Source organism: Amycolatopsis sp. NPDC028719 (assembly GCF_055565395.1).
On sequence record NZ_JBVHUL010000014.1, the window covers coordinates 224302 to 238107 of the forward strand.

16 protein-coding genes are annotated in these 13806 nt (G+C 70.9%); 7 read left to right on the forward strand and 9 right to left on the reverse strand.

Annotated features, from left to right (window positions below; all coding sequences use genetic code 11):
• Positions 1-5: 5 nt before the first annotated feature.
• Complete coding sequence (locus ACZ4TR_RS44190) at positions 6-923, reverse strand: hypothetical protein (protein WP_465294466.1); 918 nt, start codon at positions 921-923, stop codon at positions 6-8.
• A gap of 133 nt (positions 924-1056) precedes the next feature.
• The gene (locus ACZ4TR_RS44195; RefSeq protein ID WP_465294468.1) at positions 1057-1809 is read right to left on the reverse strand and encodes an alpha/beta fold hydrolase; all 753 of its coding nucleotides are present in this window, start codon (positions 1807-1809) and stop codon (positions 1057-1059) included.
• Positions 1810-1900: 91 nt separating this feature from the next.
• On the opposite strand from ACZ4TR_RS44195, the gene ACZ4TR_RS44200 reads away from it, so the two are divergent.
• Together ACZ4TR_RS44200 and ACZ4TR_RS44205 are read left to right on the forward strand one after the other, a co-directional pair.
• Complete coding sequence (locus ACZ4TR_RS44200; RefSeq protein WP_465294470.1) at positions 1901-2800, forward strand: LysR family transcriptional regulator; 900 nt, start codon at positions 1901-1903, stop codon at positions 2798-2800.
• Between the two features lie 54 nt (positions 2801-2854).
• A complete protein-coding gene (locus ACZ4TR_RS44205; RefSeq protein WP_465294472.1) occupies positions 2855-3667 on the forward strand; it encodes an SDR family NAD(P)-dependent oxidoreductase in 813 nt (270 codons plus the stop codon).
• A gap of 300 nt (positions 3668-3967) precedes the next feature.
• Here the strand turns inward: ACZ4TR_RS44205 and ACZ4TR_RS44210 are convergent, their stop codons facing one another.
• Positions 3968-4378 carry a DUF6292 family protein gene (locus ACZ4TR_RS44210; protein ID WP_465294474.1) on the reverse strand — a complete coding sequence of 137 codons (411 nt, stop codon included), beginning with the start codon at positions 4376-4378 and terminating at the stop codon, positions 3968-3970.
• Between the two features lie 8 nt (positions 4379-4386).
• Here ACZ4TR_RS44210 and ACZ4TR_RS44215 point away from each other — a divergent pair, with 8 nt between their 5' ends.
• The gene (locus ACZ4TR_RS44215; protein ID WP_465294476.1) at positions 4387-4596 is read left to right on the forward strand and encodes an SHOCT domain-containing protein; all 210 of its coding nucleotides are present in this window, start codon (positions 4387-4389) and stop codon (positions 4594-4596) included.
• Between the two features lie 251 nt (positions 4597-4847).
• Positions 4848-5273, forward strand: coding sequence for an AMIN-like domain-containing (lipo)protein (locus tag ACZ4TR_RS44220; protein WP_465294478.1), 426 nt, complete (start codon positions 4848-4850; stop codon positions 5271-5273).
• Between the two features lie 223 nt (positions 5274-5496).
• Here ACZ4TR_RS44220 and ACZ4TR_RS44225 read toward each other — a convergent pair whose 3' ends face one another.
• The 3 genes from ACZ4TR_RS44225 to ACZ4TR_RS44235 all read right to left on the reverse strand — a co-directional run bounded on the left by ACZ4TR_RS44225 (position 5497) and on the right by ACZ4TR_RS44235 (position 8039).
• The gene (locus ACZ4TR_RS44225; RefSeq protein ID WP_465294480.1) at positions 5497-6258 is read right to left on the reverse strand and encodes an HD domain-containing protein; all 762 of its coding nucleotides are present in this window, start codon (positions 6256-6258) and stop codon (positions 5497-5499) included.
• Entirely contained in the window at positions 6258-7223 is a 966-nt protein-coding gene (locus tag ACZ4TR_RS44230) for a GlxA family transcriptional regulator (protein ID WP_465294482.1), read from the reverse strand. Before ACZ4TR_RS44230 ends, ACZ4TR_RS44225 begins: the two co-directional genes overlap by 1 nt.
• Positions 7224-7385: 162 nt before the next feature.
• Positions 7386-8039 carry a hypothetical protein gene (locus ACZ4TR_RS44235; RefSeq protein WP_465294483.1) on the reverse strand — a complete coding sequence of 218 codons (654 nt, stop codon included), beginning with the start codon at positions 8037-8039 and terminating at the stop codon, positions 7386-7388.
• A 54-nt stretch (positions 8040-8093) separates the two neighbouring features.
• Between ACZ4TR_RS44235 and ACZ4TR_RS44240 the strand changes: the two genes are divergently transcribed.
• Positions 8094-8753 (forward strand): TetR/AcrR family transcriptional regulator, encoded by a 660-nt coding sequence (locus tag ACZ4TR_RS44240; protein WP_465294485.1) that lies wholly within the window; start codon positions 8094-8096, stop codon positions 8751-8753.
• A gap of 266 nt (positions 8754-9019) precedes the next feature.
• Here the strand turns inward: ACZ4TR_RS44240 and ACZ4TR_RS44245 are convergent, their stop codons facing one another.
• A complete protein-coding gene (locus ACZ4TR_RS44245) occupies positions 9020-9610 on the reverse strand; it encodes a TetR-like C-terminal domain-containing protein (protein WP_465294487.1) in 591 nt (196 codons plus the stop codon).
• A 60-nt stretch (positions 9611-9670) separates the two neighbouring features.
• Here ACZ4TR_RS44245 and ACZ4TR_RS44250 point away from each other — a divergent pair, with 60 nt between their 5' ends.
• Positions 9671-10711: an amidohydrolase family protein gene (locus tag ACZ4TR_RS44250; RefSeq protein WP_465294489.1), complete on the forward strand. Its 1041-nt coding sequence runs from the start codon at positions 9671-9673 to the stop codon at positions 10709-10711.
• Positions 10712-11048: 337 nt separating this feature from the next.
• On the opposite strand, the gene ACZ4TR_RS44255 is transcribed toward ACZ4TR_RS44250, so the two are convergent.
• The gene (locus ACZ4TR_RS44255) at positions 11049-11333 is read right to left on the reverse strand and encodes a hypothetical protein (protein WP_465294491.1); all 285 of its coding nucleotides are present in this window, start codon (positions 11331-11333) and stop codon (positions 11049-11051) included.
• Positions 11334-11641: 308 nt separating this feature from the next.
• Positions 11642-12766, reverse strand: coding sequence for a cytochrome P450 family protein (locus ACZ4TR_RS44260; protein WP_465294493.1), 1125 nt, complete (start codon positions 12764-12766; stop codon positions 11642-11644).
• Between ACZ4TR_RS44260 and ACZ4TR_RS44265 the strand changes: the two genes are divergently transcribed.
• Positions 12767-13753, forward strand: coding sequence for a helix-turn-helix domain-containing protein (locus tag ACZ4TR_RS44265; RefSeq protein WP_465294495.1), 987 nt, complete (start codon positions 12767-12769; stop codon positions 13751-13753). It begins immediately after the preceding gene.
• The last annotated feature ends 53 nt before the right edge of the window (positions 13754-13806 follow it).

Sequence of the window (13806 nt, forward strand, 5' to 3'; positions counted from 1 at the left end):
GGCGATCAGAAGACTTCGTCGTCCAAGTAGCGCACGACTTCTGTTTCCGTACGGGCCCACCAGAACCCGGCGACGTGGTCGAAGAGGTGAGTGGTGGCGGGAAGCCCGACGATCCGCACGGTGCCGTCGGCCACGCGCAGCACGCGCTGGCGGCCACCGGACTTGAAGACCGGGGTGAGGATCACGTGCTCGCCGCCGTGGGTGAAACGGCCGTCCACACCGTGCTTGCCAGGCTGGTCGTGCAAGCCCGTTTCTTCCCGGATCCGGTCGGTGACCCGGCCGTCCGGACCCAGCCGGTAGCAGCCGTGGAAATCCACACCGTGCTTGCGGCGGCCCCACACCCCCCGCCCCACGACGAACACCAAGCGCTCGTCGCCGTCGGTCCACACATCGCCGAGGTCGGGCAGTTGGTCCGGGTCCTCCTGGCCGGCGGCCGGGAAGTCCGCTACCACCAGGCTGAGCAAGTCGCCGTAGGCCGCGGTCCCGCCGTCGACGACCACGTCCCGCAGGTAGCGCGGCTCGTCGTGGTGGAACTGCTGGCGCACCGGCCACGCCCGGCCGTCGGCGCTGTGCGCGGTCCCCCCGGCCACCACCGGCGGCGCCGGAGCGGGCACGTCCGGACCCGGATCGACGCCCAGCTCTTCGAAGGCCGTTCCCACTCGCAGCACGCGGTCGTGGTTCATCGCGACGACCAGTTCGCCGCCACCCACCAGCAACGCCGCCCGGTCGAACAAGCCCGGATCGGGCAAGAGCAGTTCACGCACGCCCGTCTCGACGTCGGCGATCAGCAGGACGGTCTGCTCGCCACCGTCGCGGTGCCCGATCAGCGCGGCCCGCTGCGCGTCGATCGCCGCCGCCGTGTCCGGGAAGACGACGTCCACTCCGTCCGGGATGAGCACGCTCGCGATCCTACGGCCGGACATGCGCGCGTCCGAATCGCGCCTGTTCGTTCGGCGCGCCCGTAGCGGACGGTTCGCTGGCCGACGACCCCGATGACGACAGGAATTGATCATTCCCCGGTGCCGCCGGGCCGTCCGAGCAGAACTCCACGACGCCTCAGTAGCTGTCCCAGAAGTCGACCAGCATGGCCGCCGCCCGCGCTGGGTCGTCGAGCATCCACCAGTGGCCGAGCCCGTCGAGGTCGGCGGTGCGGGCGGCGGCCCGTTCGGCGGCCCGGCGGCGGATGGCGGGGCTGCCCACAGTGTCGTCCCGCAAGGCGATGGGGACCAGCCCGGGCCTCGCTGCCGCCGCGGGCAAGTCGCGGCCTCGCTCGATCAGCACCCGCTGGGGCACGGACCGGTACAGCGCGAGAATCGCTCTGCCCATCTCCGCGCCCTGGTGGAGCGCGACCTCACCGGCGGTCGGCTCCGGGATGCCCCAGCCGACCATGCGCGCCGCCCGGTCACCGGCATCCCCCGAGAAGAGTTCCTCGAGGTGGCGTTCCCCCGCGCCGGGTGTCTGCCACAGCTTCGCGAGGTCGTGCCAGGTGTAGTCCGGCTCGTAACCGGCGACGGTGTCGCTCACCCAGCTGCGGATCAGGTCGGGACGGCTCATCGCCACCTCCAGCACGTACCCGCCCGCCAAGCTGTGGCCGACGAGGTCGACCGGCGCGTCGAACCGCGAAAGCTCATCGATGAGCCAGTCCCGGTAGTCGTCCACTGTGGCCGCGAAATCCGCCGGGAGGGGTGCGCCGAAGCCCGGCGGCGCAAGCAGGACCGCTTCCCGCCGCCGGGCCTCGGGCAATTCGGTGATCAAGGGCGTCCACACCGCGGGAGTCACGGGAACGCCGTTGACGAAAGCAATGGTCATACCCCCAAGACACCACCGAACCTGGCTGTCCGTCCAAGACCTCGTTCGCACGTCGCCATACCGGAACTGCATGACGGAGTAGCCTGTGAGCATGCTGTCCGATCTGGATCTGCGGCTGGTCAGATACTTCCTGGTGGTGGCAGAACACCTGAACTTCGCCCGCGCGGCCAAGCAGCTGCGGGTCGCCCAGCCGTCCCTGAGCCGCCAGATCCAGCGGCTGGAAAGCGCAGTGGGGGTACGCCTCTTGGAACGCACCAGCCAGGGCAGCCGCCTCACCGCCGCCGGCGCGGCGTTCCTGCCTCGAGCGCGGCAACTGGTGCACAGCGCCGAGCAAGCCGTGCTCACCGCGCGCGCCGCGGCGCCGGCCCGCACCATCACCGTCGGGTACGCCGACGACCTCCTCATCACGCCCGCCGTCCGCGACCTGCAAAACCGCCATCCCCGCGCCCACGTCCGCACCCGCCACCTCAGCTCGCGCGAGGCGGGCGCGCTGCTGGACCGGCAGATCGACGCACTCGTCATCCGCGCACCGCTGCCGATCCCAGCAGACGACCTCGCCGTCACGACGCTCTACACCGAGCCCCTGGTCGCGCTGGTGTCCACCGCCCACCGCTTCGCGGGCAAAGAGTCCATCGACGTTTCCGACGTCCGGTCCGAACCGCTCGTCGGCTGCACCGGCATGGGCGAAGACTGGGTCGGCTTCTGGCGGCTCGAACCCCGCGACGGCGGCGATCCGGCCTCGCTGGGCCCCACCCTCGCCGACACCTACGACGACAAGCTCGAGGCCATCGCCGAGGGCACTGCCATCGCGGTCGTTCCCGCCGATGACCGGCGCTTCACCCTGCGTCCCGACGTGGTCGCCGTGCCCGTCGACGGGGCCGAGCCGAGCCAGGTCGTCGTAGCCGGCCGTGCCGGGGAAACCAACCCGCTCGTGACGGAGTTCGTCCGTTCCGCGCAGAAGCTGCTCCTCCGCGATACCGCTCGTGCATGACCAGGTGCGAAACAGGCCTTGGACGCGCGCGCCGCCCGCCGGTTCGCTGGTGGCATGACCATCGACTACCGCACCCAAACCGTCCTGCTCACGGGAGCGAGCTCCGGCATCGGAGCCGCGTTCGCCAGGACACTGGCCGCCCGCGGCGCGAACCTCGTGCTCGCCGCCCGCCGCGCCGACCGGCTGACCTCGCTGGCGGAGGAACTCCGCCGCGCCACCGATGCCCGCATCGACGTGATCCCGACGGACCTCGCCCGACCCGAGGCCGCCGATGAACTGCACCAAGCGATCACCGAACAGGGCCTCCACGTCACCGGCCTGATCAACAACGCCGCGTCCGGATCGTTCGCCCCGTTCCTCGAGTCAGAACCCGGCCGCCTCTCCGCCGAGATCGCCGTGGGCGCCCTGGCGCCGATGCGGCTGACCGCCGCCTTCCTCCCCCGCATGGTGAACGCCCGCCACGGCTTCGTCATCAACCTCGCCAGCGTGTCCGCCTACCTGCCCGCACCCCGGATGGCGGTCTACGGTGCCGCGAAAGCGTTTTCCCTCAGCTTCACGGAATCACTGTGGACCGAGCTGCGCGGCACCGGCGTCACCGTGTTCGCCGTCTGCCCCGGCGCCACCGCCACCGACTTCACGTCGAGCATGGGCCCGGACGCGGCCGTGCTGACCGCCGGAAAACTACGCAGACCCGACAACGTCGTGACCACCGCACTGAACCACCTGGAGAGCCGCGACCCGGGCCCCGTCGTCATCGACGGCCGCGCGAACCGCCTCGGCGTGGCCGCGAGCCGGCTCCTGAGCCGCCGGCGGGCTGCCCGGACGATGGCGCGTGTCTTCGATCCCCGTCGCGTAACCGCCCGGTAGTTCCGTGGTACGAAGGGGCTGAAGCATGATCACCGGGAACTTGCGCGGGGACTTCCTCGTCCACTACGGCATGATCCGACCCGTTCGGCCACCGGTACCGGCTGCCATCAACCAGACGGGATCCGCTTCTGCTGAAGTTTGACGAGCCAGCGTCACAGGAGCCGGCCGGGGTCGCGAAGGTCGGCGTAGGCGCCAGTTGCGCTGGATGTTGTGCACCGACGGCGCGCGCATCAATGACCGGAGCAGTACTTCGGTCTCGGCTGCCGTCCAAGGTCTTCCCTCCGCAGTGGACATGCCGAGTCACCCGGTCCGGCCCAGAAAAGACGCGGACCACTCGTCGCGGCGGTAGCGCAGCAGACGGGCCGCCAGTTCGCCCGGGTCGCCGCGCAGATCCACCGGAACCGGCGCGGAGACCGGCCCGCCGGTGGAGTGGATACCGGCCACGAAGCGGCGGATCCGGGACGGCGACGGCACGAGCTCGCCGCCGAGATAGGCGACTACCAGCAGGTCCTCGCCGGACTGGGTCTCCATGACGAACGCCCACCCGTGGCGCTCGTCCCACAGCAGAGCCATGTCCCGGCCCGGGTGGCTGCGCAGTCGTACGTCCAGCGCGACGTAGCCCGAGACGGGGTGCCGAGATCCACGGTGCAGGACTCCTCGCCGACACCGAGCGCGGCGCTCACCGCGGCGAGGTAGCCGGTCAGCCCACACCGTAGGCCGTGGTCACGACGATGGGCTGGGCGGGCGGCATCGGCATGCTCGTGCTGATGGCGCTCGTCCTGGCCGCACTCGTCGTCTTCGCCCGCAGGGCACCGCAACCGCCGACGCCGGGCGACACCGCCAGGCGGATCCTCGACGAGCGGTTCGCGTGGGGAGATCGCCCAGGAGAGTACGAACGCCGCCGCGACGCCCTGACCCGAACGAGCTGACGATGCGCCCGGCGACGATCCTCCTGGCAGCAGGGCTCGCTGTCGCCGGCTGCGGGAGTGACCAGAGTGCGGTGCCGGCCGCCGGTAGCACTCCTCCGGCCACGACGGCGCTGCCCTCCACGCCGCCGACCACCATCCCGGCGCCGGGCGCCACCACGGTTCCGCCGCGCATGACGACATCGCCACCACCGGCGACGCCGTCATGCGCGGTGACCTCCGGTTGGCGAACCGGCGCTCTCAGCTCCGACACGATGAGCCGGGAAGCGCTCTACCTCGTGCGCGCCGGGCGTCACGGCTGCTTCGACCGGGTGGTTTTCGACGTCAACGGCCCGGCGGAGGCCGGGTTCACCGTCCACTACGTCGCGGTCGTGGCCACAGACCCGAAGGGAGACCCCCTCCCGGTTCCCGGAGGAGCGGCCCTCGAGGTCGTCGTCCGGGCGCCCGCGCTCGGCACCGACGACGCCGGGCACCAGCCCGGCCGGGTCCTGGCCAAGACCGGCGACACCTTGGTGACCACACCGGGTTGGCCGTCGCTGCGGGCCGTTCGCTTCGCCGGTTCCTTCGAGGGCCAGAGCACGTTCGCCGTCGGCGTGCGCAGGAAGCTGCCCTTCCGCGTGTTCACGCAAGCCGGGCCGCCGGACGCGATCCGCCGGGTAGTCGTCGACATCGCCCACTGAGAGGACGTCATGGACCGCCTGAGCCCGCTCGACGCGGCCTTCCTCGAAATCGAGGACGAAGACCCCACCTCGTCCCTCGCCATCGCCTCGATCGCGATCGCCGAGGGACCCGCCCCGGAGGAGGAGTTCGTCGACGTCGTGCGAGCCCGGTCGCGGGCGGAACCCGTGCACGCGGCCGCGAGCGGTGCATCTCACAGGAGATGCTCATGGGCTACCACGCTGGTCAATCTCGCCAGGTGTTCGCGTCGAGGATCATGTCCCAGGTCAGGTAGGGCAAAGCGGGGTGTCGTTGGTGGACGATCTCACCGGCGAGGGTCGTCGGGGGCGCCTTGCGTGGGTCGGTCAGGGCTTGCGCGACGATGGCGTCGGTGAGGGCACGGCTGCCACCGAGGCGGGGGTAGCGGGCGTGCACGCGGTCGGCGAACCGGGGCGGGAGTTGGCCGGGGTCGTCGGGGCCGCCCACGTCGATGCCGATTCCCTTCTGTGCGATGCCGATCTCCACGGGGCGACGCCGCTGGAACACCGGTGACTCGTGTAGCTGCGGGGAGGTGTGCAGTGCGATGGCCTCCCACACGGTGTCCACCCGGTGGTCGGTCACGCCGTGCTGTTCGAGGAATCGCGCGGCGAGGTCGGCCCCGGCGACCTCGAATCGCTGACCGGTGTTTCCCTCGTCGGTCAGCCCCATGTCGTGCAACATGCAAACGAGGAACACCAGCTCGGCGTCGTAGTCCTGGCTCGGTCGTCTGCCCTGCCGCTCGGCGGCCGCGCGAGCGAACAGGAAACTACGCAGGCTGTGGTTACGCAGGAACGGCTCCTGTGTCTCGGTCACCAGTGTGTGGACCCGCCGGGCCAACGAGGTGGCGGGGAAGGACAGGTCGGGCTGGCTCGCGTCAGCGGCCGGTCCGCCGATCACGACTCCGGCGGCGGTGACTGCCGCTCCAGCGGCGCTACCCAGTACGACGCGACGGGGAACGGGACGGGACATCAGGTCTCCTCTACGAGGTGTGCGAAACGTTGCCGGTATGCGGTGGGAGTGGTGCCGAGGGTTTGGAGGAACAGGCGGCGCATGGTCTCGTCGGAGCCGAAGCCACAACGTCGGGCCACGGCCGCCACTCCGGCGCTGCCGGACTCGAGCAGTGTGCGGGCGGCCTCGACGCGGACCCGGGTGACGTACTGGCCCGGGGTGATCCCGAGCTCGCGCTGGAACAGGCGAGTCAGATGGCGTTCGCTGACCATTGCGCGGGCGGACATCCCCGCCAGGGTGTGGTCGGCTGCCGGCTCGGCCACGACCGTGTCAAGCACGACGCGCAGCGCGGGGCTGCGTGGCGGAGGAACGTCGCCCCAGACACTGAACTGGGACTGGCCGCCCGGCCGCCGTAGGAACACCACCAATTGCCGCGCGACGGCCCGGGCGACATCCGGCCCGTGATCCTCCTCGACCAGGGCAAGTGCCAAGTCGATACCCGCGGTTACTCCCGCCGAGGTCACCACTGGGTCGTCGCGCACGTAGATGGCGTCCGGTCGCACGGCCACATCGGGGAACCGCGCGGCCAGCTGGGCACACATGAACCAGTGCGTGGTGGCCCGCCTTCCTGCCAGCAATCCGGCCTCCGCCAGGAGGAACGCACCGGTACATACCGAGGTGACCCGGCGTGCGGCACCGCCAAGCCGGCGGACCTCGGCGATCAGCTCAGAGGGGAGCCGGTCCAGTTGACCCGGCGGAGGCCCGGGCACGACAACCGTGTCCACCGAGTCGTCCACATCGGACAGTGCGTGGTCCACGTCGAGCACCACCCCGGTGTCCGAGCGCACTGGCTGACCGTCCAGGGAGGCGAGGCGCACCCGGTACCCGCCCGCACCGTTGAGGACCTGCACCGGTCCGGCAAGGTCGAGCAGCACCACATCCGCACACACCACAACGACGACCTCGCGCCGATCCACATCAGTCACACCGGAAGTCTCGTCAGGAAACGTAAGGTACTCAAGGACAACCAACCCACAGATGCAGACATCGGCGGCGCCGAACTCCCGATCGCACCTGGTTCTGCTCAGGCGGGTCGCCACGCCGGCTCGGCTCCGCCATGAGTGGTCCCAGGCTGCACACGGCCTGCTTCAAAGCTGTAGCAGGGTGATGCTGCAGGCGATGATCCAGGTGACCCAGCCAATCCAGCCGAGAAGGCCGAGCGACGAGATCCGATTGGTGCCGTCGGTGTTGTAAGGACTGGCCGACGCGGAGAGGAACAACAGTCCTGCGCTGACATACCCGAGCCACGCCTGCCAGGCGGAGATGAGCCCGGCCCCGGTTCCGGCCGTGGTGAACCCCAGCAGGGCGATGGCCAGGAATGCCTGGTTGAAGCCGAACAGCACGTTGTTCAGGCTCCACAGGCCCGCCACGGAGCCGCGGTCGCGGGCGGCGGCCGAAGCCAGGCCGAATCGCAGCGCCTCGATGCACGTGAAGGTGCTGTTCTGCATGAGCACACCGGCGAAGCCCACCAGCGCCCACGAACCCGGTTCCACCCCGCTGCGCCAGAGGATGGACAGCAGCCCCGCGGCAAACACCGTGGTGCACAGCCACATCGCCGGAGCGGTCACCGAGGGCCGCCGGAGCGCCTTGCCGACGGCGGCGAAGGCGTCCGTGGCCGCATCGAGGTTCTTGCCCGAGTTCGGTAACGGCAGCCCTCCGCGGACGTAGACGACATTGACGGCGACGGCGGTGAGCACAAACCCGCTGCCGCCCAGGCCTGCCACTGCGGTGAAGCTCCCCATGGCGACTCGCTCTCGTGCGGATCCAATTGAATGTATGGATGCTATAGTCAATATATGGTCGAGAAGATGAAACCGGCAAGCGGGACGGATCAGGAAGGACGGCGCCGCTACGACTCGGCGCGCCGGCTAGCGCAAGCGCAGCAGACCCGTGTGGAGATCGCCGACGCCGCACGCCGGCTGTTCCTCTCCCAGGGCTGGGCGGCGACCACGGTGCGCGACGTCGCCCGCGAGGCGAACGTCTCCCTGCCCACCGTCTACGCGGCCTACCAGAACAAGAAGGGACTGGTCTGGGCCCTGGCCGACGCCGCGGACCTCGCGGCGGATCTACCCCGGATGCTCGACGAGCTGGAAGCCGATCCCGACCCGCGGCGGCAGATCGCCGTGATGGCCGCCTACGACCGACGGCTGTTCGAACGTGCAGGCGACCTCATCGCGCTGGTGCGCGAGGCCGGCCGCACCGAGCCCGAGCTCGCGGACCTCTACCGGCAGGCTCGGCGGCAAGCCGATCAGACCCGCGTCCAGATGTTCTCGACGTGGCCTCCCGGTGCACTCCGGGCCGATCTCGACGTGCCCGCCGCCGTCGACATCTACGCCGCGTTGTGCAACGTCGACGTCTACGTCACCCTCATCACCGAGCGCGCCTGGATGCCGGTGCGCGTCGAACGGTGGTGGGCCAAGACACTCGCGAGGGAACTCCTGAGCCCGAACCCGTAAACCCTGCGCGCATGGGCTTCGCGGCAAGGTCCGCTGATGTGACGGGCTGCCGGAGAGCAGCTTCGTCAGCAGCTGTGACTGGGCAGCTGAACGAAACGCACGCGGTACCGCACGACCGCTTCCGCCGGTTGGTCGGCGCATTCGGCGGGCGTGCGCATTCGGGCGCCGAACAGGGTGCGGATGCTCATCGTGGACAGCCAGCGGTGCTCGCGGGCCGCGGTCACAGCACGGGACCGACTCCGGGTCCGCCGCCGCCCCTGGGTGGGCTATCGGCCGGGGGCCGGAGGCGTCACCAGCGGCAGCAGGACCTCGTCCACGATCGCTGTCACTTCTGCCGCGGTGGCTGTCCCCGCTTCCACGTGTTCGACAAGGACCAGGCGGGGTCCCACCGCGGCGATCCGGGCGGTGACCGCGGCGGGGCGTGCCTCTCCGCGCTCGGCGGCGCCGGCCAGCACGCCGAGGATCAGCTCCTGGCGGGGGCGCAGCACCAGGGCGCGGACCCGGGCGAACAGCTCCGGATGGCGCGCCCGCTGCGTGATCAGCGGGCGCAGGGCCCGGCCGCGCGGTTCGTCGAGCACCCGGGCCAGCCCGCCGAGCAGGGCCAGCAGGTCGCCGCGCAGGGTTCCGGTTTCCGGCGGCCGGGTCTCCCCGAAGCCCGCGTCCGGGTCGGTGAGCGCGGCCAGCACCAGCTCCTCGGGCGTCGCCCACCGCCGGTAGAGCGCCGCCTTGCCGGTCCGCGCGCGGGTCGCGACCTTCTCGAAGCTCAGCTCCTCGAACGAGGTTTCGGCCAGTTCGGCCAGCGCCGCCTCGAGGATCGCGCGGACCAGCGCGTCGCCGCGGCGCCGGGTCTCCGTCATCGGCCCCTCCTCTCGTGTACGGTCGTTAGTGAACGATATCGTTCCTTATAGGGGTGGGTTATGACAGCCATCACGAACGTCCGGGTCTTCGACGGCACCGGGCTCACGGAACCGCGGACCGTCTTCGTCGACGGCGGCCGCCTGTCCGACGAAACCACCGGCGGCCCAGTGCTCGACGGAACCGGACAGGTCCTGCTCCCCGGCCTCATCGACGCCCACGTCCACCTGCACGGCCGGGAGAACCTCGAACAGTTCGCCCGGTACGGCGTCACCACGGCCCTCGACATGGCGACGACCTCGGCGGCACTGCTGGCCGGCCTGCGGGACCGGTCAGGGCTCCCCGACATCCGCAGCGCCGGCGTGCCCGCAATCGGGCCGGGCGGGATGCACGCCCGCATGCCCGGCATGCCCGCCGACGCGGTCGTCACCGATCCCGCGCGGGCCGCGGGCTTCGTCGCGGCCCGCACCGCGGCCGGGTCGGACTACCTCAAGATCGTGCTCGAAGCACCCGGGAGCGGCGGACCCGAACTGCCGGTGGCCCGCGCCCTCACCGAAGCCGCGCACGCGGCCGGGCTGCTGGTCGTCGCACACGCCGCGAACACCGGGGCGTACACGATGGCGCTGGACGCGGGCGTGGACGTCGTCACGCACGCGCCGCTCGGGCCACCGATCGCGGACGGGGACCTCGCGCGGGCGAAGGTCGTCGTGCCGACGCTGACGATGATGAAAGGCGTTGCGACGGCGACCGGCCGGCCGCAGCTCTACGCAGGCGCGGCGACGTCGGTGACCAGGCTCCACGGCGCGGGTGTGGCCGTCCTGGCCGGCACCGACGCGAACGCCGCGCCGGGAGCTCCTTTCCCCGTCGCGCACGGCGCGAGCCTGCACGACGAGCTCGAACTGCTCGTCGCCGCCGGACTGTCCACAGTGGAAGCACTGCGCGCCGCGACCGTGTTACCGGCCAAGCACTTCGGACTGACCGACCGCGGCGCGATCCGGCCGGGACTGCGCGCGGACCTGGTCCTGCTCGACGGCGACCCGATCGCCGACATCCGCGCCACGCGTGCGATCAGCCGCGTCTGGTGCGCAGGCGTCGAGCACTGATCCAGGCCAGGCCGAGCACGGCGATCGACCCCCGCGCCGCAACCTCCGCGACATCGCAGAAGCTGGAGACGGCGAGACCGGAACTGCCCGCGCCAGCACCGTGCTGTACGCCGGTCCGGGTTGGCCGAGCTGCAGCTGGACCGCGGCAAGGTCGACCAAGTAGCGCCCCTCCCGCTCGACGTCAGGGAACCGGACCCCGCGGGCTGTGCGAGCGTGATGCACCGCGGCCCCGGCTCGCGGAGCAGCTGCTCCACCGAGACCCGGTGGCTCAGCAGGTTCGCCCGGGCCCGCGCAGCCCCGACTCCGTCGAGCCGGTTCGCGGTCGCGGCGGCCTCCGTCAGCAGGTCGCGAGCCGGCCGGCTGCCTGTACAACGAGGGCGCCGGCCCGGTCGTGGTCGCCGGCGCGGCGGCACACGCTGGAGAGCATGCGCTCGGCTTCGGCGAGAATGAGCGGCTGACCTGCTGCTTCCGCAGCCCGAACGGCGCGGTCGGCGCTGATCCACTCCAGCCCCGCGGGGCGCAGCTTGACCAGCGCGCGGGTGACCAGCGTATAGGCGACGTACGGGTCGGCTCCGCGACCTTCGGCCGCTGGCACGCCGAGCGTGTGGCCAAGGTGGTTCACGTGTCCACCGACGAGGTCTACGGTCCCCTGCCGACCGGCGCCGCTGCCGAGGACGCGCCGCTACGGACCGCGCCAGCACGCCGAGAAGCTGATCCCGCGTTTCCTCGGGCTGCTGCTGGCCGGCCGGCAGCAGCCATGTGCCAGGTGTCCTCGACCGACAGCTCACCCATCGGGGCCAGGGCGAGGCCACGTTTCAGGGACGGCTCGTCCGACTCGGTCACGATGTCGAGGATTGCCCAGGAAGCCGCGTCCCAGCTCAGAGTTCCGTCTCTTCGTCCGTCAGCCCGGAGACGAGCGGGTTCAGCCGGTCACTCATCCTGCCGCCGGGTGCTTCGGGTCCGGACGGGAAGGCTGGGCAGGGCGTGCATGAAGTCGGAACGCCAGGTCAGCTCGCCGGCCGGGACGGCGAGGTCGAGGTCGGGGTACCGGTTCATCAGGGCGGTGAAAGCGACCTGGGCCTCCATCCGGGCCAGAGGCGCGCCGAGGCAGTAATGGATGCCGTGGCCGAAACCGAGATGAGGATTCTCGACCCGGTCCAGCTGCAGCCGGTCCGCCTGCGGGAAGCGGCTCTGGTCACGGTTGGCCTGCGCCAGGCTGATCTCGATAGGCGTGCCGGCCGCAATTGTCCGACCGGCGAACTCGAACGTCTCGGCGGCGGCCCGGTAGGTGGTCGTGGCCAGCGGGGAGTCGAACCGTACGAGCTCCTCGATCGCGGTGGGCAGCAGCCCGGGCTCGGCTCGGAGCCGGTTCCATCGCTCGCGGTTTTCAAGCAGCCGGAATGCGCCGTTGCCGATCAGGCCAGCGGTGGTTTCGTGCCCGCCGACCAGCAGCGCGAAGACCATCGAGGTCAGCTCGCCGTCGGAGAGCCGGTCCCCCTCCTCGCGGACCGCTATCAGGTCACTGAGCAGGCCATCGCCTGGGTGTGCACGCTGGTGGGCGATCATTCCTCGGATGATGACGAGCAACCGGGTCAGCTGGGTGGGCTGCTCGTGTTCCCGGGCCGCTCCACCGGCCACGATGGCGGTCCACGTGCGGAACTCCTCGCGGCTGTCGGCCGGGACGCCGAGCAGGTCGCAGATGACCCGCATCGACAGCGGCCACGCGTACGCCTCGATCAGGTCCAGCGTCTCGGGGCCGTCCATGGCGTCCAGCAGGTCGGCCGCGACGCGCTCGATGCGTGGGCGCACCGCCTCGATGCGCGCGGCGGTGAAGGCGGACGAAACCAGACGACGCAGGCGGGTGTGGTCCGGCGGGTCGAGGAACAGGATCATGCGCAGCATCGCGTCGCCCAGTTCCGGTGAGAGTCCCATCGCGTCTGCGTCAAGGACTTTCGATGCCCGCCGTTCGGACAGCATCCGTCGGGCAGCGTCGAAACCGGTCACCAGCAGGGGGTTCGTCCCGTCGGGCGGAGTGGATTGCCGGGCGCTGGTCAAGTGCTGCTCCTCGTACAGGCGGTGGGTGTCTCAGGCCTTGCCAAGCTACGTCGTGCGCCGAGCCCGCTGATTGAATCCGGGAGCCATGTGGTGGAACATACGGGCCACAATGGCGACATGAGCCGGCCGGAACTTGATGATCAGACGGGCAGCTGCGACCGACCGCCGGAATACGCCGTCGGCACTGAACTCGGCGCCCGTGTGCAGACCCGGGAGACCCGGCTACGGGACGCGAGTCTCACCGACTTCCGCACCGCGGTCAGAGTGCGATCCGGCACACCGCGCGCGGCGGACGAGCTGCGACTGTACGTCGTGCACCAGGGTTCCTGGATCCTGCAGCACTCTGCTGGTCCGGTCGCCCTGCCGGGCGGGCGGTTCATGGTGCGGCGCTCCGGCGGGCTGACCGGCTTCGAGGCGAGCCCGCAGACCGCAGGCGCCACCATCGCATTGCCGGCCGGGGCCGTCGGCGGCTACCCGGGCGACAGGCCGATCAGCGGCTCGGCAGTCACACCCGAGGTACGCCTCCTGCTGGCTCACGCCGACCTGCTCCACGACACGATCGATGACCTCACCGACTACGGCGCCGACGCGGCCCGGAACGCCCTGATCGAGCTGACTCGCGGCGTGGTGTACCGCTACGTCGATGGCGCCGAGCCCACCTTGGCGCCCGCACTGGCCACGGCGGCCCGTGAACTCGCCGACCAGTGGCTCACCCACCCCGAACTGACACCCAGCCTGCTCGCCCGGGAACTGCACGTCTCCGTACGCACCCTGAACCGCGCGTTCGCCGACACCGGCGAACCGGTCGCCGCCTACATCCGCCGCCGCCGCCTCGAAGAGGCCCGCCGCGCCCTGACCATCGGCCACACCGTCTCGGAGATCGCGGCCCGCTGGCAGTTCGCCGACAGCAGCCACTTCATCCGGTCATTTCGCCGGCGCTACAACCAGACCCCGGCCCAGTACGCCCGCAGCCGACAACCGTCCTGACTGCACACCGCTGCGTGACGGAAGGCACCTGCCGTCCCTGCATGGCACGCAAA